This is a genomic window from Pollutibacter soli (assembly GCA_029269725.1).
Taxonomy (GTDB): Bacteria; Bacteroidota; Bacteroidia; order Chitinophagales; family Chitinophagaceae; genus Pollutibacter; species Pollutibacter soli.
Genome location: JARJHS010000002.1, coordinates 240,697 through 266,594, shown reverse-complemented (window position 1 = coordinate 266,594; position 25,898 = coordinate 240,697). Strand labels below are relative to the sequence as shown.

General features: G+C 43.5%; 12 protein-coding genes. 3 read left to right on the top strand and 9 right to left on the bottom strand.

The genetic code is table 11. The features are described 5' to 3' along the window. The first annotated feature begins 56 nt into the window (after window positions 1-56). Entirely contained in the window at window positions 57-749 is a 693-nt protein-coding gene (gene mtgA, locus P2W82_RS05700; protein ID WP_336514885.1) for a monofunctional biosynthetic peptidoglycan transglycosylase, read from the top strand. An 89-nt stretch (window positions 750-838) separates the two neighbouring features. On the opposite strand, the gene P2W82_RS05695 is transcribed toward mtgA, so the two are convergent. Genes P2W82_RS05695 through pnuC form a run of 3 tightly spaced genes read right to left on the bottom strand, consistent with a single transcriptional unit; the run spans window position 839 to window position 3,710 of the window. After that, the gene (locus P2W82_RS05695; RefSeq protein ID WP_336514884.1) at window positions 839-2,515 is read right to left on the bottom strand and encodes an ArnT family glycosyltransferase; all 1,677 of its coding nucleotides are present in this window, start codon (window positions 2,513-2,515) and stop codon (window positions 839-841) included. A gap of 8 nt (window positions 2,516-2,523) precedes the next feature. Beyond that, window positions 2,524-3,120, bottom strand: a complete 597-nt coding sequence (locus P2W82_RS05690) for an ATP-binding protein (protein ID WP_336514883.1) — start codon at window positions 3,118-3,120, stop codon at window positions 2,524-2,526. Then, entirely contained in the window at window positions 3,084-3,710 is a 627-nt protein-coding gene (gene pnuC, locus P2W82_RS05685; RefSeq protein ID WP_336514882.1) for a nicotinamide riboside transporter PnuC, read from the bottom strand. The genes P2W82_RS05690 and pnuC overlap by 37 nt, the downstream gene beginning before the upstream one ends. Window positions 3,711-3,793: 83 nt before the next feature. On the opposite strand from pnuC, the gene P2W82_RS05680 reads away from it, so the two are divergent. After that, entirely contained in the window at window positions 3,794-4,924 is a 1,131-nt protein-coding gene (locus P2W82_RS05680) for a saccharopine dehydrogenase family protein (RefSeq protein WP_336514881.1), read from the top strand. A 37-nt stretch (window positions 4,925-4,961) separates the two neighbouring features. On the opposite strand, the gene P2W82_RS05675 is transcribed toward P2W82_RS05680, so the two are convergent. Continuing rightward, window positions 4,962-5,558 (bottom strand): NifU family protein, encoded by a 597-nt coding sequence (locus P2W82_RS05675; RefSeq protein WP_336514880.1) that lies wholly within the window; start codon window positions 5,556-5,558, stop codon window positions 4,962-4,964. A 131-nt stretch (window positions 5,559-5,689) separates the two neighbouring features. Here P2W82_RS05675 and P2W82_RS05670 point away from each other — a divergent pair, with 131 nt between their 5' ends. Next, the gene (locus P2W82_RS05670) at window positions 5,690-6,187 is read left to right on the top strand and encodes a ferritin (protein ID WP_336514879.1); all 498 of its coding nucleotides are present in this window, start codon (window positions 5,690-5,692) and stop codon (window positions 6,185-6,187) included. A 178-nt stretch (window positions 6,188-6,365) separates the two neighbouring features. On the opposite strand, the gene P2W82_RS05665 is transcribed toward P2W82_RS05670, so the two are convergent. The 5 genes from P2W82_RS05665 to P2W82_RS05645 all read right to left on the bottom strand — a co-directional run bounded on the left by P2W82_RS05665 (window position 6,366) and on the right by P2W82_RS05645 (window position 25,890). Beyond that, a complete protein-coding gene (locus tag P2W82_RS05665) occupies window positions 6,366-7,022 on the bottom strand; it encodes a YiaD family glycine zipper/OmpA-like lipoprotein (RefSeq protein ID WP_336514878.1) in 657 nt (218 codons plus the stop codon). A 12-nt stretch (window positions 7,023-7,034) separates the two neighbouring features. Next, window positions 7,035-7,856 (bottom strand): tetratricopeptide repeat protein, encoded by an 822-nt coding sequence (locus P2W82_RS05660; RefSeq protein ID WP_336514877.1) that lies wholly within the window; start codon window positions 7,854-7,856, stop codon window positions 7,035-7,037. Window positions 7,857-8,114: 258 nt separating this feature from the next. Continuing rightward, the gene (locus P2W82_RS05655) at window positions 8,115-18,455 is read right to left on the bottom strand and encodes a malectin domain-containing carbohydrate-binding protein (protein ID WP_336514876.1); all 10,341 of its coding nucleotides are present in this window, start codon (window positions 18,453-18,455) and stop codon (window positions 8,115-8,117) included. 395 nt (window positions 18,456-18,850) lie between these two features. Further along, on the bottom strand, window positions 18,851-24,709 hold the full coding sequence (locus tag P2W82_RS05650) for a malectin domain-containing carbohydrate-binding protein (protein ID WP_336514875.1): 5,859 nt from the start codon (window positions 24,707-24,709) through the stop codon (window positions 18,851-18,853). A gap of 386 nt (window positions 24,710-25,095) precedes the next feature. After that, a complete protein-coding gene (locus P2W82_RS05645) occupies window positions 25,096-25,890 on the bottom strand; it encodes a hypothetical protein (RefSeq protein WP_336514874.1) in 795 nt (264 codons plus the stop codon). Between the last annotated feature and the right edge of the window lie 8 nt (window positions 25,891-25,898).

Here is a 25,898-nt window from a genome sequence, read left to right as displayed (position 1 = left end):
TTAAACCTTCAACTTTTTATCGTTTATTTTGCAGCATTGAAACATATCCTCTGAAAGTGAAAGAAAAACTCCTCAAGGCCTGGCGCATTCTTAAAAGAACATTCATCATCCTCTTTATCGCCCAATTTGTATATATCATTTTATTAAAATGGATGAATCCGCCGATTACTGTTACCCAACTGGGAAGCTGGTTACGGGGCGACGGATTAAAAAGGGATTATATTTCAAACGAGAATATTCCCCAGGTGGCTAAACTGGCCGTCATTGCATCAGAAGACCAGATGTTTCCTGATCACAATGGTTTTGATTTTAAAAGCATCAAGAAAGCGATGGCATATAATGAGAAAAAGCCAGGTCGGGTAAAAGGTGCGTCAACCATCAGCCAGCAGGTTGCAAAAAATGTTTTCTTATGGCAGGGCAGAACCTGGTTCAGAAAAGGACTTGAGGCTTATTTCACTTTTATGATCGAGCTTATCTGGGGTAAACAACGTATCCTGGAAATGTATCTGAATGTAGCTGAAATGGGGAAGGGTGTTTTTGGGATCGAAGCCTGCGCCAGGAAAAATTTCAAGACTTCAGCAAAAAAACTCAATCGTGTACAGGTGGCAATGATCGCTGCATCGTTACCTAATCCAAAAGCTTATACGATAAATCCCCGTTCACGATATGTTGCCGTGAGATACCCCTGGGTGCTCAAACAGATGAATAACCTGGTGAAGGATCCGGATGTGGTCAGAGTGATTAAATAGACAGGAGGCAGGAGGAACCAGGGATAGCCAGTTTTAGTTATTTCACTTCAGTAACAGTGAGATAATAAATTCAGAAAGAGGATTCGATTTTATTCCACGTCGACAGAATAACTGATGCTATTCAATGAAGGTAGCCCCGGAAGGCAGCTATTGATGGCCCATCTCGCGCGGTGGTGACCCGCAGGAACAGAAGCAGGCAAGACCATATCTATTTCAGTCTTTCCTGCAGCAATATCTCTTACAGTCAGGTTACTCTTCACAATCAAACCCGGATCGTTATCGTGATAATAGAGTACCAGCGAAACCGCGGCGCTGTCATAACCTAATTGTTTCGCTTGTTCCAGACTTCGGGGTACAATAAATTCCAGCGATGTTTTTAAGTGATGTGCAGGAGCCTTCATTTTTGAAGGGCCATATATGCGGATATGCGAAAAAGAAAACCAGTCATCGGCGATATAATACCAGTTTTTTCTTTTGGGGTTGACGATCAGTTTTGAAAAAAGATTACTTGATTCCCCGGATACTACCAATACTTTTCTATGCTGAAGGCGTTCCTCCAGCGGCCAGAAATTGTAGTTATTCCTCCTGTAAAAGATATTGTTCATTGCAAAAGAAGTATCGCCTGAATAAAACCAGTATTGTGATGCACGCTGATATGAATTGATGAATACTACCGGCAATCCATTGGCCTGTTCTTTGATTGCAGCTGCCCATGGGCGGTTTTTGTGAAACGCATCCTTTTTTATCCATTTCACAGGTGGTACATCCATTAACATATAAAATCTTGCAGCAAGTATCAATACCAATGAAGGTATCGCCAGCCTGAATATCCATTTACTGAGTGCCGGTTTGAATAGCAGGTACTGATGCGCGATTATTATCACGGATATCAATGCAGGTACCGTCCAGTTTGCTTCTGACCTTCCTTTGAATGTGCTCACAAAAAAGAGCAGGTACACGCCGGCGAATGTCCATTTCAATGCACTTTCCAATGCCGATTCCGGTTTGTGCTTTGCAGAGGACCACAACAACAACCAACCGATCAATGGCCCGACCAGCAGGATCTGACCGATAACATATTCTGTTGTAAAATTGAATTGGTAGACGGTTGCATTGCGTTCGAAAAGATGGTATTGAATAGAAATAAAGTCGTGCTGATATTGCCAGGCGAGGTGTGGAGCAAAAAGCAACAATGCAATGATGGCAGCCAACCATGTCTGTGGTTTCGCAAGAAGACGAAGATTGGATAGGAGCGTAAAAAATATTACCAGTACCGCGTGATATTTACTGTACAACATCAGGGCCATAATCATACCAAGTACTGTCGCTGAAAAATAATCCGGTTGACTACTGAAGCGCCTGTACGCAAGAAAAAATAATGCAATAAAAAAAAGCAATGGTACATCAGGCACCGCGATTATACTTCCGATCTGAAGAAGGCCCATGCTGAGCACGATTGCATAGAACAGGCGGTCATTTTTCTGGGAAATAAGACTGTCAATCGCTGCAACAGTAGCGGTGCTCATCGCGACGATCAGCAATCGAACACCAAATTCATTCTGAAAAAAATAGTACCCTGTTTTTATCAGGATGGCAATCATCGGCGGATGATCGAAATATCCCCAGTCAGGAAACCTCGAATACACCCAATAATATGCTTCATCATCAAAAAGGCCTGTGCCTGCAGCTTGTACTATACTCAGCAGCGCCCAGCACAAATAAAAAAGCTTCCGGTGATTTCTTTGTATGAATGACGACAGGGACATCAATTATTCTATTTAAGGGTAGCGTTTTTCACCAGCAATTCATCTACAGCTTTAACTGCAATCTGTAAACGCTGCTCATAATTTCCTTCAATCTTAACCCAGGGTGTGTGCTGATTGATCATCAGGTCATGATAGATATGGTAAAGTCGCGCGCGACTTTCCAGATCTGGATACTCCCTCAATTCATCTTTCTGCCACGGCAGATCAATATTGCACAAAAAATAAAGATCATATTTCCGTTGCACAATCTGGTCGAGTATCCAGAGATGGCAACGCTGGAAAACAAATTCACACCATACTTTCATTACATACATATCCGTATCGATAAATAGAAGCTTCTGATCATTAACGACCGCCTGGGAATTTCCCATCACCTGTTTCGTATATGCTTCTTCGTTATCGAGCTGTCCTTTAGCAATTGTCAGCAGGTCGTCGAATGAATAATCTGTTCCGTGTTTCAACAAATATTCACGGGCATATTCCGGACACCAGATCGTCTGGTAGTGATTGGCGAGTTCAGTGCACAGAGTACTCTTGCCCGTTGATTCGGGGCCGATTATCACCACCTTCAGCGGCCTTGTTGTTGTTTTGCTCTTTGTATCCATTCCAATAATCCGAAAATTGCCAGTATCAGGAGTATAAGATAATATACACTGGTCAATACCATATGTTTTACAAAATAGAGAGGGATTGAAGCGATATTGGTGGCTATCCACCAATACCAGCTTTCCACTTTCTTTTTGGTCATCAGCAACATACCGGTAAATGCGGCGGCCGAAGCAAAAGCGTCCGGAAGTGGAATGGCTTCCTTTGCGAAGGAATGTTTCAGAAACAGGAGCGAGTAATAAAGAACTACAAAACAACCAGCAAAAAACAACAGTTGCATTTTCCAGTCGCGACCGTTCGAAAAGCAAACATGGACGATATGCTCATGCGCCGCGTTCCGCCGGGCCCAGTTGAACCATCCGTAGACGCTCATCACGCTGTAAAAGATATTCACTGATGCTTCTCCGATAAGGTGATTCTGAAAACTTAAAACAACATAGATAATCGTGTTAACCAATCCTACCGGGTAAACAAGGATATGTTCCTTTTTTGAAAACCAAACGCTGGCAATACCTGTTATTACCGCGATCCATTCCCACATTCCGGAACCACGAAGGTCTTTTAAAAATTGCTCCAGTATAATTTCCATGACGGGCTCAAAAATGACCACTAATTTTAAACTGACCTAATCCATCTTTGCCTTTATTTTGCTGAATTTCAAAAACAAGCTATATGAAAATTGCCGTGTTAGGTGCCGGACTGGTAGGAAGTGTTATTGCGCGCGACCTCAGCGCCGAATATGATGTTACCGCATTCGATATCGATGCTATTGCATTAGGATCTTTGAATAAGAGATTTCCAAAGATCAATGTTGTTACTGCTGATCTCAAAGACTACAACAACTATAAGAAAATGCTGGATCCATTTGATCTTGTTGTAACAGCAGTACCAGGATTTATGGGATACGAAACCTTAAAAGCGGTTATTCGTTGTGGTAAGTCGGTCGCGGACATCAGTTTTTCACCTGAAGATGTACTCAATCTGGATGCAGAAGCAAAAGCAAATAATTGTACGGTGATCACAGATTGCGGTGTAGCTCCAGGTATAAGCAACTTTATCATTGGTCGGTATAATGAGTTCATGGAGATTGACGCTTTTGAAATCTATGTTGGCGGGCTTCCTGAAATCAGGAAAAAACCTTTTGAATATAAAGCACCGTTCTCACCGGTTGATGTTATTGAAGAATATACAAGGCCGGCGCGATTCCTTGAAAATGGTGTAATCGTTGTAAAAAAAGCGATGAGTGAAACTGAACTCATGGATTTTGATGGGATCGGAACGCTCGAAGCATTCAATACAGATGGTCTGCGTTCACTGCTGACCACGATGCCGCATATCAAAAATCAAAAAGAAAAAACACTTCGATATCCCGGTCATGCTGCATTGATCATTGCTTTGCAGCAAGGTGGTTTTTTTGATAAAGAAGAAATCCTGATCAGGGGCCAGAAAGTCAGTCCGCTGGAAGTCACTTCAAAAATTCTCTTTAAAGAGTGGAAGCTTGATCCGGAAGAGGCAGAATTGACTGTGTTAAAAATAATTCTGAAGGGAAAGATTAACGGCAAGCCGGAAACGGTCGTGTATAATTTACTAGATCGTTATCATGAGGAAAGTGGAGTTTCTTCAATGAGTCGTACTACGGGATATACCTGTACAGCGACAGCTAATATTATAGCCAGGGGAATTTTTAAAGAGAAAGGTGTATTCGCCCCGGAATCGGTCGGCAAGCACAAGGAAAGTTTTGATTACCTGATGCAGTACCTTGATAAGAGAGAAATTCATTGCAAAAAAGAAGCAGCGGGATAACCTGCTGCTTCAATATAAATTTTACTGACCAGGTTGATTATTCTGCTTCAGCCACTACTTCATTTACTTCAGGAATCATTCTTTTCATCATTCCTTCAATACCTGCTTTCAGGGTAATCATGGATGAAGGACATCCACTGCAGCTTCCCTGGAGCATAAGTGTAACAACTCCATCGTCGAATTTTTTAAACTGAATTGCACCACCGTCCATTTCAACAGCTGGCTTTACATAATTTTCGAGCAATTCTTTAATGCGCTTTACAACATCTCCATCTTCTGAAAGAACGATATCGTTGCTGCTTTTCTGAACCGCTGGAACTTCGTCTTCGTTGATTACCGGTTTGCCTTCTTCGAGATATTCTTTCAAAAAACTGCGAATGGCGGGTTTGACATCTTCCCAGTCTGTATCAGGTGTTTTAGTAAGCGTAACGAAATTGCTGGCAATGAACACGCTTTTTACAAAAGGAAAAGAGAATAATTCTATTGCGAGAGGTGAAGGTTTTGCGCTTTCAACATCCGGAAAATCAATGCTTTTGCCCGGGTACAACAATTTGTTGGCCACAAATTTCATTGTTTCCGGATTGGGGGTCATTTCAGTATAAATGCTGATGACCAGGTTTCCAGTTTTTATCATATCCACTTGTTACTTTAATGAAGTACAAAAATAACACAAACCGGGGTTTTTTTGTTGCTTTAGTTTGATGCCCAGCAAAACCATGACAATTAAGCCTTTAATTAATAACTTAGGCTCTACAAATTCCGGACATGATTTCAGCAAAAATTGAAAAAGCGCTCAATCAGCAGGTTTTATTAGAAGCGGAGTCCTCACAGGTTTACCTGACTATGGCGTCATGGGCCGAAGTAGCAGGCCTCAGTGGTGTTGCCGCATTCCTGTTCAGGCATTCTGACGAAGAACGGATGCATATGCTCAAACTGGTCAGATTCATCAACGAACGCGGCGGTCATGCGGTAATTCCCGCCCTGAAACAGCCGGCGCAGAAATACAAAAGCATTCGCGAGCTTTTTCAGGAAGTACTTACCCATGAAGTGTTTGTAAGTACAGAGATCAATAACCTGGTGGATATCTGCCTGAAAGAGAAGGACTATACCACCCATAATTTCTTACAATGGTATGTGAGCGAACAGATTGAGGAAGAAGCGCTTGCGCGCAAAATCATGGACAAACTCAAGCTTATAGGTGATGACAAAGGCGGACTGTATATTTTCGACAGGGACCTACCCGCTATGGCTACCGCTGACTAGTGACAGGGCAGAAGCCGGGCGTCAGGAGCCGAAAGTCAATACGATACAGCGACGCTATGCATCGCGGTCCTTTATCGTTGGAAGTATTTGTTTAAACAGACGGCATTTTTTAGCACCGGCAAGCGTTTGCTGCCAACTCCAAATTTCAAACTCCTGCTTACAACCTACTTCGTACTGCTCACTTGTCTTTGATTTCCCCTTTTTGTGCCTCCGCCTTCATGTTCTCATCGGCCGTAATTCCTATCTCCACCCGCCGGTTCTTTTCGCGGTTCGCTTCACTGTCGTTAGGGAACTTGGGCTGTTCCTCGCCATACCATTTTTCGGTTATTCTTGTACGTGGAACTCCATTCGCCTCCATATATGATCCAACAGCTTCTGCACGCTTTTTTGATAAGTCCATATTGAACGCTTCTGCTCCTGTATCATCGGTATGCCCCTCGAGCAGGATTTTTGTATCATCATATTTTTTCAATACCTGGCAGACATTGGCGATATCTTTTTTAGCGCTGTCGCTTAATTCAGCAGAATTAATTTTAAATAACAGCCCTGAATTGAAAGTCATATTAATCCCCTCCCCGACACGGTTGACTTCTGCGTTTGGAACAGCCTGTTTTAATTCCTGGGCCTGCTTATCCATGCTTTTCCCGATAAAGTAACCTGCAGTTCCACCGATGGCCGCACCAAGCAAAGCACCAACAACTGAATTTTTCGCTACCAGTCCGCCAATTACAGCACCACCTGCAGCCCCGATTGCTGCTCCTTTCTGACTCTTGTTTGCACTTTTACACCCGAAAAGAATAACGACAGCGGCAAGGAACAAAAGATATCTTTTCATGTCAGTAGTTTTTTATTTACAAATCATTGTTGAAAAAAGATCGAGCTGCATATTCCGCATGCCGAGTTCATTTGCTTTTTTCAATTCGGCACACACCATTGTTTTTTCTTCAGCAGTCATTTTCTGTGCCAAAGTGTTTGCATTGTCGGTACCATATTTCTGCTGCACCTGTTTTATTCGCGCATTAGTTCTTATCTGGTACATATCGAGATCTGTCTTTCCTTTAGCTACCGCCTTATCATAACTGACAAATGCATCTGCATAATTTCCCTCCTTTATGTACATATCTCCACGTTGTATATAAAATGATGGATTTGACGGATCCAGTTCGATGGCCTTTGTGAGGTTTGAAATGGCGGAGTCTTTCATTCCTTCCTGGAAATCGATATCCGCCATTGCTGCGAACATTGTTGCCCTTGCTTTTACATTCTGATTTTTTGTCGTGAGTTCAGTTACTCTTTGCAAATCTTTCCTTGCGTCATCAGGCCGGTTTATTTTCTGATAAGCATAGCTGCGCGTGTAATAGGCCATCACATTGCTGTTTTTTGATGCACTGATGGCTGTTGTTGCGCAGGTAATCGCTTCATCATATTTATGTAAACCATTCAATGCCCTCGCCTTTCCCAGGTTTCCTTCAAGCTTTGCATCTTTTGAATTGCATTTCGAAATGACCTCGTTAAAAATGGCAAGCGCCTCTTCATACTTTAAACTGTCCAGCTGTTTCCTGCCATTTTTAACTCGGTCGAAACATTTGTTGGACATGGTAAAAAGCTGTGCGTTAACAGTGGCACCCATAAACAGCATAGCGGAAAGGATCAGTAATTGTTTTCTCATAAAACAACGATTGAATTTTCTGTGGATGGAACCGAGCAAAATATCTGCCATCATTTATTTACATAGAAACGATGCTACGATCAGAAAGAGAACCGGAAGAAGTTTTCACACTTTCAAGAAGTAAAAAATCCAGCACCAGGGTAGCTGCATTAATTTGAAGGTAGCAATTTTCAAAATATTCAACCATGGTAAAGAAAAAGGCCGGCTCCTTTGGAGCCAGCCTTGTTTTTCTATACGGGGTTTTTCGGACGTTCGTTATTATCTGTTCAGGATAAACCTTGAATGGTGTCGTTTTCCGTTCTTCTCAATTTCAACGATGTAAGTACCATTTGCGATCGTCCTTGGCAGGTTGAGTTTCAACAGAATTCCTGCGCGGTCTGTCTGTGTCTGCTGATATAGAACTGCACCCTGGAGACTTAGTACGCGGATCTTCAGATTTTCCTGCATTCCCAGTTCTTTAGGGAATTCGAGGAATAGAACTCCGGTATTATTCGGGTTCGGATATACCAGGAAGCTGTGGTGATTTGTTGTAAGTGTCACTTGTTTAACAGGTGAGTAGCTTGCAGCCAAACCATCTTTCGCACCGCGTTTAATCCTGTAGTATGATACGCCGTTCAATGGTGTCATATCAGCATATCTTCTGACCAGGCTCTTCTTATCATTCTTCGACACAACTGTTGTCTGCAATGATTCGAACACTTTACCATCTGCTGATCTTTCAACTGTATATTCACCATCGGTACGATCACCTGAAGTCCAGTTCACTTCCACAATATCATTGCTTGGTTTGACATCGATAGTGCTGTTGAGCATCACTCTTGTGTTACCACCACCGGTTGCGTTAGAGATAACCTCGATACCTGAAATCTTCGCATTATCTGTTATGCCAGTCAGTGCTATTGTTACGTTTCCATCTGCCACGTTCACATTGGTGAATTGTTCAACTACCGCTGTTGCTCCGCCACCTGCTTTCGCAACGATGTCATAGTTATTGAGTGCGCCTTGTCCACCTTCCACATTCACATTGAATACCCTTTGACCAGTTGTGCTGAAGAATATCTCTGCGAAGTGCAGTTTAACTGTGTACAGACCATTTGGCACCGGTATGCTGTAGGTGGTATTACCCCAACGTTCGTTCTGATAAAGAAGATCATTTGTTGTGTTGGCAATTGCTGTTGTTTCACCATAAGCATTACCACCAGAGAAGTACTGATCTGCGCCCCAAACCTCAGAACCAAATGTATGACCTGCACCACCTGCTGCAATTCTGATGAGTGTTGTTGGTGTCGTTGAAACAACATCAACTTTAAAGTCATCTTCAACAAACAGGTTGTCATTGTCAAGCGCTTTCACTTTGATAATTGCCGAACCAGTAAGGTTTGCTGCGAATGTCAGTGTCAGGTTTGTTCCGCTGATTGTTGCACCTGTTACAAGAGCCGTATTCGTATTTCCTGTTACGCTCAGTGTGATGTTCGCTGCACCTTTTTCATCAGTGAAAGTATTTGCCAGGCTGATCACCTTGGTTGCTGTTCCCTGGTTCACTGACTGATCAGGTATCGGCGTACTCACGACAGGAGCAGAAAGCACACCTGCGATCGTGACTGTGAATTCGTCTTCTACTGAAAGACCTGCCAGATCCATTGCTTTCACTTTCACGTTTGCGACTCCTGATTGACCTGTAGCGAATGTCAGTGTCAGATTTGTTCCACTGATTGTTGCTCCGCTAACCATCGTGGTATTTGTATTGCCGCTGATGGAATAGGTCAGGTTGGCAACTCCGCCGTTATCTGCAAAGACATTTGCAATGCTGATCACTTTCGAAGTTGTTCCCGCTGTAATGGTCTGATCCGGAATCGGATTTGCAACTGTTGGCGGTCCGGCCAGCACCCTCACATAAAACGCATCTTCAATGAACTGGCCTTGTGCATCGGTTGCGCGAACCCTGAATGTTGAAGTACCGGTTACACCAGCTGCGAAGGTCATAGTCAGATTTGTTCCGCTGATGGTTGCCGCAGGTATCATAGCAGGATTTGTGTATGCCGGGATACTCAGCACCAGGTTGGCTTTGCCGCCATCATCATCAAACACATTGGACAGATTGATTGTGGCTGAAGTCTGCTGACCCACACCATAAACTACATCTGGATATGCATTCACCACCACTGGTTTCGCATTTGCTGCTACAGTCACTACAAACTCATCCTCTACAGAAAGCGCACCTGCATCAGTTGCTTTCACTTTAATTGTGGCAGTTCCTGTTTTAGCTGCTACAAATTTCAGTGTCAGATTCGTTCCGCTGATAGTTGCTGCAGAAATAAGAGCCGTATTTGTGTTTCCGGAAACTGACAACGTTATATTGGCAGCACCGCCATTATCTGTGAATGTATTCGCAAGGCTGATTACTTTACTCGCAACTCCAACCACAAGGTTCTCGTCAGCGATAGGCGTGCTCACCACCGGTGGTGTATTACCAGGAATTACAACGTCACTTATAGTCACCACGAACTCGTCTTCTACAGAAAGACCTGCAAGATCCGTCGCTTTCACTTTGATGTTAGAAGTTCCCGGTTGACCAGTTAAGGTGAGCGTAAGGTTCGTTCCGCTGATCGCTGAACCCGTAACCAGTGCCGGATTTGAATTACCACTTACTGTGTAGGTGAGATTGGCGACACCTCCGTTATCAGCAAACACGTTGGCAATGCTGATTACCTTGGATGTAGTACCCTGGCTAAGTAGTTGGTCAGACAATGGATTTGCCACAGTTGGAGGACCTGCGAGAACTCTTACATAAAATGCATCCTCAATAAATTGTCCCTGTGCATCAGTTGCACGAACCCTGAATGTTGATGTACCAGTGATACCTGCTGCAAAAGTCATCGTGAGATTTGTACCACTAATCGTTGCAGTAGGAATCATTGCCGGGTTTGTGTATGCAGGAATGCTGAGTACCAGGTTAGCCTTGCCGCCATCATCATCAAACACATTGGCCAGGCTGATGGTAGCAGATGTCTGCTGGTTTAATCCAAAAACAATATCAGGATATGCGCTTACTATCACTGGTTTGGCATTGGCTGCCACAGTTACGATGAAATCATCTTCTACAAACAATCCCTGCGCATCAGTTGCTCTTATTTTAATGGTAGCTGTACCTGTTTTACCTGCTCCTACGGTGAGTGTCAGGTTGGTGCCGCTGATGGTTGCTGCCGTGATCAGTGTTGTATTGGTATTTCCACTAACCGCCAGCGTTATATTAGCTGCACCTCCGTTATCCGTGAACACGTTTGCCAGGCTCACTACTTTACTTGTTGTACCTGTCACGATCTGCTGATCAGGAATCGGCGTTGTTACCACCGGAGCTGTGTTGGCCGCTGAAACCGTAACAATAAACTCATCTTCAACAAACAATCCACCTGCATCAGTTGCTTTCACTTTTATTGTTGAAGAACCGAGTACTCCTGCACCGAAAGTCAGATTCAGATCTGTGCCTGTAATGGCAGCACCTGTTACCAGCGCTGTATTTGTATTTCCACTGACTGTGAGTGTCAGGTTAGCTGCGCCACCATTATCAGTGAAAACACCTGACAGGTTCACCAGCTTAGAAACTGTTCCACCGGGTACTGTCTGATCAGCAATTGGTGTAGCAACCACAGGAGCCGTATTGGCGATCGTCACCACAAAATCATCCTCAACAAACAACCCACCGGCATCAGTAGCTTTTACTTTAATTGTAGATGTTCCTGTAACTCCTGTACCGAAGGTTAATGTCAGGTTGGTACCGCTGATGGTTGCTGCTGTAACCAGTGCCGTATTTGTGTTGCCACTAACGGTGAAGGTCATGTTAGCCGCACCAGCATTATCTGTGAACACATTGGCAATGCTGATCACTTTTGAAGCTGTTCCTACAGCAACTGTCTGATCAGGAATTGGTGTCGTTACAACAGGAGCTGAGTTTGCAACACCTGTACTGATCACTTCGATACCTGATACTTTCGCATTATCAGTTACACCTGTAAATGTAATTGATACGCTTCCGTCGGTTACATTAATATTCGTCAATGTTTCAATCACTGCCTTGGCTCCACCGCCAGCTTTCGCCACGATATCATAGTTAGTCAGTGTCTTCTGTCCATTCTCCACGTTTACATTGAAAATACGCTGGCCGGTAGCTGTATGGAAGATCTCAGCAAAATGCAACTTCACTGTATAGTTTCCGTTTGGAACAGGAATACTATAAGAATGGTTACCCCAACGTTCATTCTGATATAGCTGATCATTGGTGGTATTGGCAATTGCAATTGCGGAACCGTATGCGTTTCCTCCGTTGAAATTTTTATCAGCACTCCACACCTCTGTTCCGAAGGTATGGCCGGGACCTCCTGACGCAATCATGATATGCGTTTCTGGAATATCCATCACATCAACTTTAAACTCATCTTCGGCAAACAAGGCATCGCTGTCAGTTGACCTGATCTTGATATTCGCTGTACCTGTTACTCCAGGTGCAAAAGTTAATGTCAGGTTCGTTCCGCTTACAACAGCACTGGTGATTAAAGCAGTGTTTGTATTTCCTGTAACAGAGTAAGTCATGTTTGCATCACCTTCATCATCAGAGAATACATTCACCAAAGAAATCACCTTATTAACTGTTCCGAGATTTACGGTCTGATCGGGAACTGCATTGTTGATTACCGGAGCTACAGGAAGCGGACCCTCAGGATATACTGTTACATTGAATTCGTCTTCAACAAACAATCCCTGAGCATCTGTAGCTCTCACTTTGATTTTTGTTGTTCCGGATTGATTTGCACCAAACAACAGAACAAGGTTACTTCCATTCAACGTTGCGCTCGTAACCACAGCTGTATTTGTATTTCCTGTAACAGAAAAAGTCAGGTTCGCTACTCCATTATTATCATTAAATGTTGTAGCCAGGCTGATCTGTTTTGAAACTGTATTATAGGCAATCGCCTGGTCAGGGATATTATTGGCAACGGTAGGTGCTGCGTTTGCTGCAGAGTAGGGCAAAATCTCAATACCGCAGACTTTCGCGTTACCCACCACATTTATGAAATTGATATTTAATGTACCATCATTAATGAGGATGTTATTGAACGTTTCAATAATTGCTTTGTTCTGGCCACCGGCCTTCGCAAAGATGTCATAGTTGTTCAAACCGCCCTGGCCGTTCTCGATGTTTACATTGAACTTCCTGGAACCTGCCACATTATAATTGCTTTCAGAGAAATGCAGTTTTACAGAATACGTTCCATTGATTACCGGGATATTATAAGCATGATTATCCCAACGCTCACTCTGGTAAACCGGATCGATAGTTGAGTTCGAAATATCATTGGTGTTCGTATTTACATAACCACCAACAAAATACTGATCAGCAATCCATGTTTCAGATCCAAAGGTTTGATTCGTTGTACTGCCTGCATCAATCCTGATTGTTGTCGGCGGAGCAGACAACAGTACTTTCACTTCAAATTCATCTTCCACCCAAAGTCCCTGCGCATCAGTTGCCCTGAACTTCAGTACTGCTGTACCGGTCTGGTTCGGTTTCACCGATATTCTCAGGGTGTCACTGATTACTTCCGCCGATAAAAGATTACTGTTTGTATTGGATGAAATTTCACGATAAAGATCCGGGAAACCCTTGTCATCACTGAACATAGTATTGACAGGAATTTTTATAACCGCGGGATTTACCAGTACCTGCTGATCAGGTATCGGTATTAACAATTCAGGAGCCACGTTCTCTCCACCAGTGTAAGGTATGATCTCCACACCTGAAATTTTTGGATTGTCTATGATGGAATGTAACTGGAAGTCCAGGAAACCATCTGAAAGATCAACACTATCGATGGTTTCGATATACGCTTTTTTAATTCCACCAGCCTTCGCAACGATATCGAATGTGTTCCATACATACTTGCCTGACTCAACATCGAGTTTGAAAACACGTTGACCAGGTTGTGTCCAGTACAGATCTGCAAAATGCAGTTTTACTGTATACAATCCCGGGATTACAGGAATATGGTATTTGATATCACCGTCACGCTCATATTGGTACAGTCTTTTGTTGTCTGAATTAGTAACCACGGCGAATGTGTCAGAATACACCCAGCCGCCTTCGAAATACAGGTCATTGCTCCAGGTTTGTCCACGGAAAGAAAAGCCAGGACTACCCGTAGCCATCTTGAAGCTTGTTAAGGTCTGTTGAGCCTGAACATTCACCTGGAACTCATCTTCAACAAACAAACCCTGGGCATCTGTCGCCTTGATCCTCATTGCTGCAAGACCCGTTGAATTTGGCGCAATGGTCATCACCAGGTTTGTTCCTGTAATAGTTGCACCTGTTATAAGTGCTGCATTACTGTTTCCGGTTACTGTGAATGTTAATGTATTTGCGCCATTGTTATCTGTAAATACATTGGCCAGGCTGATCGTCTTTGAAGGTGTATTCTTATACACGTTCTGTGTCGGGATCGGGTTAACCACTTCAGGTTCTGTATTCACACTTCCGGGTTGAGAGAAAATTTCAATACCTGAAACTTTCGCATTGTCCAGAACAGATGCAAAACTGATGTTCATTACCCCATCGTTTACATAAATGTTATGGAACTCCTCTACGACAGCTTTGTATGAACCTCCGGCCTGAGCATAAATATCATAGTTGGTTAATGCGCCCTGGTTGTTTTCTATGTTAACGTTGAGCAAGCGTTTATTTGGCTGCTCCCAGAACAATTCGGCTTCATGTATGCGAACGCCGTAGATACCGTTCGGCAACGGAATAGCGTAACTGAAATTCTCAGTGCGCTCGTCCTGGTGCATGGCATCATTCGTGGTATTGCCAATAGCATTGCCGTTGGAGTAAGTTGTACCTCCAATGAAGTATTTATCAGCAATCCAGGCCTTACCGTCATGCGTAAGCGCGCCACCTCCGCTATTGATCCGTATGGCAGTGGAAGGAGCTGGCATATTGTTCAGTACCTCTACTTTGAATTGTTGTTCAACAAACAAACCGCCGGCATCTGTCGCTTTAATTTTCAGATCCGCTGAACCGGTAGCGCCCGCTGCAAATTTGAGTTTGAGGAAGTTGTTGGTAATTGTGGCACCGGTCACCAATCCCGTATTTGAATTGCCGCTCACGCTCAACACCAGGTTGGATGGACCATTATTATCCGTAAACACTTTGGCAACACTCATCGTAATGCTGGGCGTGTTTACCTCCACCTGCTGATCCGGGATCGGGTTGGAAACCAATGGTGGAGTGTTTACACCACCTCCGGATACAGATATGATCTCAATACCGGAAAGCTTCGCATAGTCGACCAGTGAAACGAAACTGATGTTCAGGATACCATCTGCAACAGAGATATTATTCATTGTTTCAATCACAGCTTTGCTTCCGCCTCCGGCTTTCGCAACGATATCATAGTTGTTGAGTGTACCCTGTCCGTTTTCAACCACTACATTGAACTTGCGTTTGTTGATTTCAGAATAATAAAAATCAGCGAAATGCAGTTTTACTGTATATGTTCCGATAGGTACCGGTATCGCATAGCTGAAGTCGCCCCAACGCTCACTCTGGTAAACAGCATCCCTGGTTGTATTGTCAATGGCTGTTACCTTGGTATAATTTGACCCGCCTGTGTAATACTGATCCTCAATCCATGTTTCAGACCCGAAGGTTTCCAATGAGCCACCCGCATTGATCAAAATACTTGTTGTTGGAGGAGGCATCACCACACTTACTTTCACCTCATCCTCCGCAAAGAACCCATCACTGTCCGTAGCTCTTATTCTGATAAAGGATGTACCGGTATCTTCTGAAGCAAACATCAAGGTAAGTGCTGTACCATTGATTGTTGCAGATACCAATGAAGGCTTGGAATTACTTCCTATGCTTAGTGTAAGGTTATTGTTTCCTTTATCATCAGTGAATACATTTGAGAGGTCCAGTAACTGACTACCACCGTTTACAGTAGTTTGCAGGTCGGCCACCGGATTTGCAACAGCTGGTGCCGTTGTAAGAATATTCATATAATCCCACTTCGCAGAGAATGGTGTTGCTGAACCACTCGAAGCGATAAGACCAACCGCAATTGCATTTGGACCCTGCAATGTGGACAACAGCGTGCCCGTCAATGTGATCGGCGTTCCGAGCGTTACCGGCGTAGTGTTTACGTTGGTGCTGTATTTCACAGTCACCACGCCGGTTGCAGGATTCACCTCCATATGGAGATAGACGTTGTTTACACTCAGAATGTTTGGAACACTAAAGAACGTATTTTTTGTAACCGTTCCCGCATTCTCCATAACAATACGGATACCTTGAGCGGTGCCGCCGGTTTCGCCCGAAAGAGCAACCATCAGATAGTTGTCCTGGTCGCCATTTCCGATATAGATACCCTGGCGGTGATTCGCATTCAACTGACCCTGGTCAACTGCATTAAAGAATGGACCGATCAGGCTTGACTGTACTGTGAAAGAAGGAGATGAGCTGTTTACTTTATATCCAAACTGAAATCCATTTTTCTGTGTATTCGTAACAGCCGTTCCCTGGTCTGCGGGGAAGCTCACCAAACCTACGGCACCACCCATGATGAATCCATCATTCAACGGGTTGTAAAGCGCATCAGGACTTGTTCCGTTGGACATCAGGCCTGTAAGACCAAGTCCATACAATCCTGTTCCCGGGTTACCATTCAGGAACGGATATAAAATTGTACTTGCTGAACCCTGTCCGTTCTGCGCGTCCCTGTGGAAGAAATCATTTATATCGAGAATACCATCATTATCATCATCAGGATCGTTCAGGTTAGAGATACCGTCACCATCAAAATCAGAAGGGAAACTGGAAGCATTACATGGATTTGTACCATTGTCTGCTTCATCTTTATTACTGAAACCATCTTCATCATCATCCAGTGTTGTACTTGTATTATTGCCTGAACAGTTTACACTTCCCTGGGGAGTAAATACATAAATTTTACCCGCGGTGTAATCGCAGGTCCAGATCGTTCCTTCAAAAACTTCGCCGGTTCCCTGCGCAACCACATCCAGCGTGATTTCACCGAAACCGCTGGCGAAAATTTCTTTACTTACCACCGTTGTACCATCATCATTCATTTTCATCCTCCAGATGATACCTGAAAAGTCTGCGGCGAGAATATCACCAGCCATCTGACCTCCGAAATAGTTACTGGAAGTGTATTCTGTAATACCATTTGTAGAAGTTGCAAAAGTTGTCAGAGCTCCATCGCCGGCACCTGGAACCAGCAGGTCCTTTTCCCTGGGGTCCGCCATAGAGAGAGGGACCGGCGGCCAGTCGGAAGTGGGAGTTAAACTGAAATTTGCAATAGAACCGTCATTCCAGGAAAGACCGGCACCCGCAGGATTTGCCCTGATCGGATTTGGCTGACCACCATATATCGGAGCCATACCAGGCATTGATACCAGGTGCATATTATCCAGGTTGTTTACGACCGGCAATCCCGGCCCGGCAGCAGAAGTGGAACCGGGTTCACCAGCAACATATTCGTTGCTGATATTCGTTGTGTTTACGTTCTTCGGATAACCACCCCAACCGAAGTTGGCGCCATTATCAATGGTGTACATACGACCTTCTCTGCCTGGAAGCTTAGAAATTACAAGGTCATAAGGGTTACGGTAACCGGGCGAATAAACCTGCACCGGACCATTAGGAATCAGTTTTGCCTGGTTACGGCCGTCATTACCGCCGAATGGATCACCCTGATCGATTGTCTGCGGAGAACCAATTACCGCAGGATCATAATCAGGGTTAGCAATGTCCGGTCTTGTCGGATCATTCAGCGTTGGTATATCGTAAACATATTTATTATTACCGGCACCTTTTACAGTAAGGGTGCTGATATAGTTTAAATCAATTTTGAGTATCGCTCCTGATAATGCTGTTTCATTCAGGTATGCGAAATTGTTGGAGGGAGCACCACCATTTGTATTTCCCCCAACTGCAAGAAACATCTGACCTGTGTTTTTGTCGATGGTCATACCATTCACCGCATGGTTTTCTTCAGAACGCGGCAAACCTCTTACGAGGTCAACTTTTTCCCAGGTATTACCATTCCAGCTGAGTTTTGAAATCATGCCTGAGTTTGTATCCAGGTTTACATCACCTGCTGAACCGCCACCTCCTACACGGGGATCGCTCGAAGACACATATATAATTGGATTGGAAGAAGTTCCCGTCACAAATATTCCCGTAACCTGGCGCACATTAGAGGCACCGGTATAGAGCGAACCGTCGTCGTTATGGTTGGGAATCTGTGCCACCAGTGTAATCGTTTGTGTACTGGCGACCGTATAACTGGTGGGACCCGTCTGACTTACCGTGTAAACTAAAATTTTACCGGTTTCAGTACCGACATACAATTTCCCATCAGGACCGAATTGCATAGTAGTTGGTCCATCCAATCCACTTGTTCCTGCCAGTGTACTAAATGAAAAGTTGACCTGTGCGGCGGGCTGTAGAGCAAACCCGAAAATGAAAATAAGAATTGCAAGGATGACCCGGTGAAGGTTCCTTCCCTTTAGGTTGGTGGTAAACATCTGGTACAAAATTTTGTTTCCGTTTAATTTGTTTAGGGTATGCAGACCTGGTTCTGCGGACGCAACCCAGAAAAAATTAATTCACAGGAATTGACTCAATAAATGGATATCACAAGAAAAATGTGGATTGAAAATGGCTGTTCTTGGTGGGGATACCAGCCAGTTAGCTTTTATAGTAGGATAGGTTTAGAGATAAGAGTTTAAAGATATATTAGAGCCTTCTAATTTCGAAACAAATGGAAAAATAAATTTTATTTTTCCACAATCTGTTGCAACTCATTCCTTTTCTAATTTCTTTAAAACCCAGGCCAGTTACGGTTTCCATAAGATCCAGGAAGTTATATCTCCCTGAATCTTAATGTAGAAACCGACTGCACCGTTTTATCTTTTATGTTTTATCTGTTCAATATAAATCTCGAAGGATATTTTTTTCCGTTCTTCTCCACTTCAACAATATAAGTTCCATTACTTAAACCGGAAGGCAGGGACACTCTCAGCAATAATCCACTCCGTTGATGCTGTGATTGCTGATATACAACAGCCCCCTGCATATTGATCACCCTGATCTTCACATTCTCCTGTTCACCAGGCTGTTTTGCCAGCTCAATAAACAACGTACCTGTAGTCGGATTCGGATAAACCATAAAGCTTTGTACGGCTTTATTGAATACGACTTTTTTAGCATCACTGTAATTGATTTCTGATCCCGAGGCATTTACCGTTTTCAATCTGTACCATGAAGTGCCGCTGACAGGATACATATCAGCAATTCTTCCTTCTGTTGTTTTATTAGACTTTGCATGTACAATTATACTATGTATGGATTCGAAATGCTTACCATCGGCAGATCTTTCAATTTCAACTTTTCCTTCAGTGATAGAAGTATTCCAGTTGAGATCTACCTGGTAGTCCGTTGTGCGTGCGTCAAGTCCGCTATTTAATTTTCGTGTATTGTTCGAAGAGATAATTTCTATTCCTGAAATTTTTGCGTTGTCAGAAACTGAAGTAAGTGTGATGGTTACAAAACCGTCAGTAACATTTACACCATTGAACTGCTGAATAACCGCAGTTGCGCCGGCGCCTGCTACTGCAACGATGTCATAATTAGTGAGTGTTCCCTGTCCGTTTTCAACATTAATATTGAATATCCTGTTACCTGGGGTCGTCCAGTAAATTTCCGCGAAATGCAGTTTTACAGTATATGATCCAGCCGTTACTGGTACGTTGTACACCACATTGCCCCAACGTTCATTCTGATACAAAAGATCATTGGTGGTATTCGCAATTGCAATCGACTCGCTGTATGGATTTCCACCGGTAAAATACTGATCAGCACTCCACACCTCACCATTGAATGTATGACCTGCACCGCCACTAGCAATCCTGATATGTGTTGCCACCTGTTCTGCAACAGTCACCATAAACTCATCCTCGATAAATAATCCCTGTGCATCAGTTGCTTTTATTTTTATCAGTGCAGAACCCGTCATGTTCGATGCCAGCGAAAGGACTGCATTTGTACCTGAAATGTTTATTGCTGTTACTAATGCAGTATTTGAATTTGATGAAAGTGTATATGTCAGATCTGCAGCTCCGCCATCATCATTAAATACACCGGAAAGACTCACCGGAGCTGAAGTTGTTCCGAGTACATATTGCTTATCCGTTATCGGACTGACCACTATCGGTGCAGCGTTTCCACTTCCGCCGGTAGCGATTACCTCAATTCCGGATATTTTGGCATTGTCCTGTACATTAACCAGGCTGATATTCAGGAATCCATCAATTACATTGACATTACTAAATTCTTCAACGTGCGCAGTGAATCCATTTCCTGCATCAGCGGCAACGATATCATAATTATTCAGCACACCCTGGCCATTCTCCACGTTCACATTAAATATCCTCGATCCCGGAACGGTGTAGAATATTTCTGCAAAATGAAGTTTCACAGTATATCCCCCGGTCGGTACAGGGATCGTATAAGTTATATTTCCGAAACGCTCAGATTGATATAGCTGATCATTTGTTGTACCGGCAATTGGTGCGTTATCACTATAAGTTGAACCACCGGTGAAATACTGATCCGCGTTCCAGGTAGTTCCTTCAAACGTAAATGCCGGACCACCTGCATTTATGCGTATATGCAACGGAGGTGTGGTGCCACTGTACACATTCACCAGGAATTCGTCTTCTACAAACAATCCGGCTGCATCTGTTGCCCTGATTTTGATTTTTGATGAATCAATCATTCCTGATGCAAGTATCAAATGCAACTGTCCGTTGGTGATGGTTGCTGAAGTTACCAATGCAGGTTTTGTATTTCCGCTCACACTAAATACAAGGTTTGCTGCACCGCCATCATCGTTAAATACGTTATTCAGATTGATGTCTGCTGATGTTGTACCTGATGCTAACTGCTGATCAACAATCGGTGCAACTACCACCGGAGCTGTATTTGGCGGTGTTCCGGTACTGCTGATAATTTCAAAACCTGAAAGTTTTGCGTTGTCAAGAACCTTGGAAAAACTGATGTTCAATACTCCATCAGCCACAGCGACAACAAACTGTTTTACAACAGCAGTATTTGCTGCACCGGCATCTGCATAGATATCATAATTAGTCAATGCGCCTTGTCCGTTTTCAACATTCACATTGAACACGCGAGAACCTGGGGCCGTGTAAAATATTTCAGCAAAATGAAGCTTAACAGTGTAGTTGCCATTGGGTACCGGCACAGCATAACCAAAAGTTCCATATCGCTCATCCTGATGCAGCGCATCATTTGTAGTATTTGCAATCGGCGGATTATCTGAATATGTAGAACCACCAGTGAAGTACTGGTCCGCCAGCCATGTAGTTCCTTCGAAAGTGTATCCCGATCCTCCGCTATTGATATGCAGTGATACAGCCGGAGGAGGAGTATTTGTAATCACAACTTTAAATTGATCTTCTGCAAACAGACCCTGTGCATCGGTAGCCCTGATTGTGATCATTGCTGAATCAACAAGACCTGGTTGTAATGAAAGATTAAGTTGTGTACCGCTGACTACAGATGAAGTAACCAGTGCAGGGTTGCTGTTCTGCACGACACTATACACCAGGTTGGCCACGCCACCATCATCCGTGAATGCATTTGCAAGATTAATGCTTGCACTGGTTGTACCTGCAGTAAAGCCCTGATCAGAAACAGGATTTACAAGTACAGGCGCATGATTTGTTGCAGCACCCGTGCTGAAGATTTCTATGCCTGAAAGCTTAGCATTGTCAAGGACATTTGTAAAACTGATATTCAGGAAACCATCAGTTACATTGATGTTTGCAAGTTGTTTTACAGTAGCTGTAAATCCACCGCCCGCATCAGCCACGATGTCGAGATTATTCAGTATACCTTGCCCGTTTTCAACATTCACATTAAACACACGCGAACCTGGTGTAGTATAAAATATTTCGGCAAAATGAAGCCTCACAGTATAATTTCCACTGTTCACAGGAATCGCATAACTCATTTCTCCGAAACGTTCTGACTGATACAACTGATCATTTACAGTATTGGCGATTGGAGTAGCATCATCATATGTACTTCCACCAGTAGCATACTGATCAGCCATCCAGCTTTCACCGGCATAGGTAAACGCTGGTCCGCCTGCATTGATGCGTATGGCTGTGGGTACAACACCTTCCGGCACAATGTTCATGTAATCGTACTGTGCGGCGTATGTGTCAACATCACCGGATTGCGCGATCAACCCTACTGCTATTGCCTGCGCACCTGTGAATTTTGCAAGAAGAGCACCGCTTACTGAAATCGGTGAACCCAATGCAACAGGTGTTGTATTCTGATTCGTACTGTATTTAATTGTGATCGTTCCAGCGGCCGGATCAACCTGCATGTACAAATAGATGTTGCTGGAAGAAAGAATATTTGCAACAGGATACAGCGTATTAAAATCAACAGTGTTGTTTGTCTCTCTCATTATCCGAAGACCTGGAGTTTCACCACCATCAACACCACTGATACCCACCATCACATAATCGGATTGTGTACCCGTTCCTATGTAAATGCCCTGCCTGAAATTGCTATTTAAAACAGCGCTTGGAAGGCTGTTGAAATAAGGTCCGATCAGGCTTGATTCAATATTGAATTTGGTTGTAGCAGATGGAATTTTATATCCAAAATGAAATCCATTTTTCTGATTATTGCTGGCAGCACTTCCCTGGTTTGCCGGGAAACTTGCGAGTCCTACTGCGCCTCCCATGATGAGACCCGGATCCTGAGGATTGTAAGAAAGATCAGGATCAGTAACACCATTAGACATCAATCCCGTAAATCCTAATCCAAATAAACCAGTACCCGGATTTCCATTGAGGAAAGGATACAGTATTGTACTGCTCGTATTCATTCCGTTGGTGGCATCGCGATGAAACACATCGGTTATATCCGGAATACCATCATTATCATCATCAGGATCATTCTTATCTGAAATTTTATCACCGTCAAAATCAGGCGGGAAGCTTAACGCATTACACGGATTTGTTCCATTATCTGTTTCATCAGCGTTGCTGAACCCATCGTCATCATCATCCAAAGTGTAACTTGTATTTTGTCCGGTACATACGACATTTGATTCTCCGTTTGGCGTGAACACAAAAATCTGGTTGGATGTATAATCACAAACCCAGATTGTACCGTCAAATATTTCGCCGGCACCTTGTGTTGTAACATCCAGAGGTGATGGACTAAATCCTGTTGCAAATACTTCTTTAGTAACTACCTGTGTACCTTCTGCATTGAGCTTAAGGCGCCAGAGTGTACCAACGAAATCAACCGCAAACAAATCACCCACCAGTTCCCCGTTGAAGAAAGAGTTTGAGCTATACTCTGCAATACCATTTGTTGACGCCGTCCATGTTGTAAGTGCATTATCACCGGCACCTGGCATCAGGAAGTTTGCTTCCGCAGGATCAGCCATTGAAAGAGGAACCGGTGGCCAGTCACTCGTAGGATTCAAGCTGAAATTAGCGACACCTGTTGCATCATCTTTCCATGAAAGACCAGCACCGGCCGGATTCGCACGTATAGGGTTTGGATGACCTCCATAAACAGGAGACATTCCAGGTTTGGAAACGAGATGAAGGTTATCAAGGTTATTGACCATCGGGATTCCCTGGTAGGAAGATGTTGATCCGGGTTCACCGACCATATACTCGTTGTTAACGCTTGGAGTGTTTACATTTTTCGGATAACCACCCCAGCCCCCATTCGCTCCATTATCAATAGTGTACATCCTGCCTTCGCGGCCAGGCGTTTTTGTAATTACGATATCATAGGCATTCCGGTAACCCGCGGCATAGATCTGCACTGGTCCGCCCGGTACCAGCTTCGCCATATTCAAGCCATCGTGACCACCAAAGGGATCACCCTGGTCAATCATCTGCGGTGAACCAGGCAGTGAAGGATTATAATCCGGATTAACGATATCAGTACGTGAAGGATCGTTTAATGTTGGAAGATCATAAACATATTTATCAGGCGCCGATCCGCGAACAGGTAAACTGTTGATTACATTCAAATCGATTTTAAGGATAGCTGCAGATAAAGCATATTCATTGATAAAAGCAAAATTGGTGGAGGGTCCCCCGGCATTTGTGTGACCTCCGACAGCCAGGTAAAGTGTGTTGGTTGCGGGATCAAGTTGCAAACCATTTGTTGCATGGTTTTCTTCTGAACGCGGAAGACCTCGCACTAGATCAACTCTTTCCCATGAACTGCCGTTCCAGGTTAATCTTGAAACCATACCAGAATTTGTATCCAGGTTTACGTCTCCCGCTTCGCCACCGCCACCGACTCTCGGATCACTGGAAGAAACATAAATTACCGGATTAGCTGCCGTTCCTGTTACAATGAAGCCTGTAACCTGCCTGACGTTATAATAAGTGTAGGGAGTGAGATCATCGTTGTGATTCGGAATTTCCAAAACAGCGTTGATGATTTCAGTATTTGTTACCGTATAGGTATTCGTACCTGATTTACTGATTGTAAATACACGGAATTGACCTGCAGTATTACTCACATACAATCGTCCGTCAGGACCAAATTGCAATGAGGATGAAGATTCAAGGGAAGCGCCGGTCAGTGTACTCATAGAGAAATTCACCTGCGCATAATCAGCAACTGATATGATCAAACCAGTGAACAGCAATGCAATGCTGTACAGAATTTTTTTAGTGGTGGGTCGGAAAAAATTGCACATGGGTTCAGACTATTCTTTAAGTATTCAAAAAGGTATGACAACAGGAATTCCTTCCGGTCATCAGGATATTCAAACTACTATTGCTACTACGTGAAAAACTGTCCGACTGAAAGGCGACAGCAACTGGTTTTACAAGGTAATTGTAATGATTAAGGCCAGTTTTTAATAGAATCTGATTTCAGAGAAGAGTAAAATTAGTTAACAAATTCTGTTTATGCAATACAGGCAATTGGGCATCTTCCGGTTCTGATTGTAATCCAGTGTGCAATAGAATTTTAGCCGAGAAGAAATTTTTTCGTTTTTACAAATTGATACTTTTTAGGGACGTTTACACTTGATACTAATTGGTTTCTAATTTTTCGCGATGTAAAGTTCTTGTTCAAGACTTAACGAGATAGTTTTTTGTTGCGGTGATCAGTTGTGCGAAACAGAAATCTTAGTATTGTAATACCAGCAAGAAAAATCAGTGCATATAAAACATAATTGCTATTGATTTCTGTTTTGCGAAGTTCTGATTTGAAAATTCCGAAAAAAGCCCAAACCACAACAAGAGAAAACGCCCATTCCCGCTGGATCCAAACCATATATGCACCAATCAGACCCGCGGCTGTAATCATAATATATGTCCAGGCAGTTGGCTCAAGACCAAAGCCACTCCAGTTTTTTGATACGAGAAATGCTGTAATATTTGCGATCGTGGCGACGGAAATCCAGCCGAGATAAACAATAAAAGGATGATATACCCAGAGTTTGTCACTGGGTGACAATGCGTGACGATAGTTTTGCAGTCGCGCATATATTGAAATCAACGTGGCAAGGAAACAAATCATGATCATTACTGACAGGGTCACCTGTAGATAATGCCATGCAAAAATCCAGGATGCGTTTAAAATGCACGATAGCCAGAAAAGCGGTAACACGGATTGTATTGCATCCATCATCACTCCCCGCTTCTCTTTAATAACGGCATTGGTTGCGACAATCATAAAGCCGCAAAGCAAAAAATAGATCAATGACCAGATGCTGAAGGTAAAGCCAGCCGGTACAAAATAGTTTGGATACAAATCAGAAACGGCTTTCGTGCTCAGGTCATTTAAAGGCACTGCATTCGCAAGAATGTTTGCCGTGATCATCGAAAGAAAGCACAGCCAGGAAATTAAAATGATTGCGAATTTTTTCATAGCGAAAT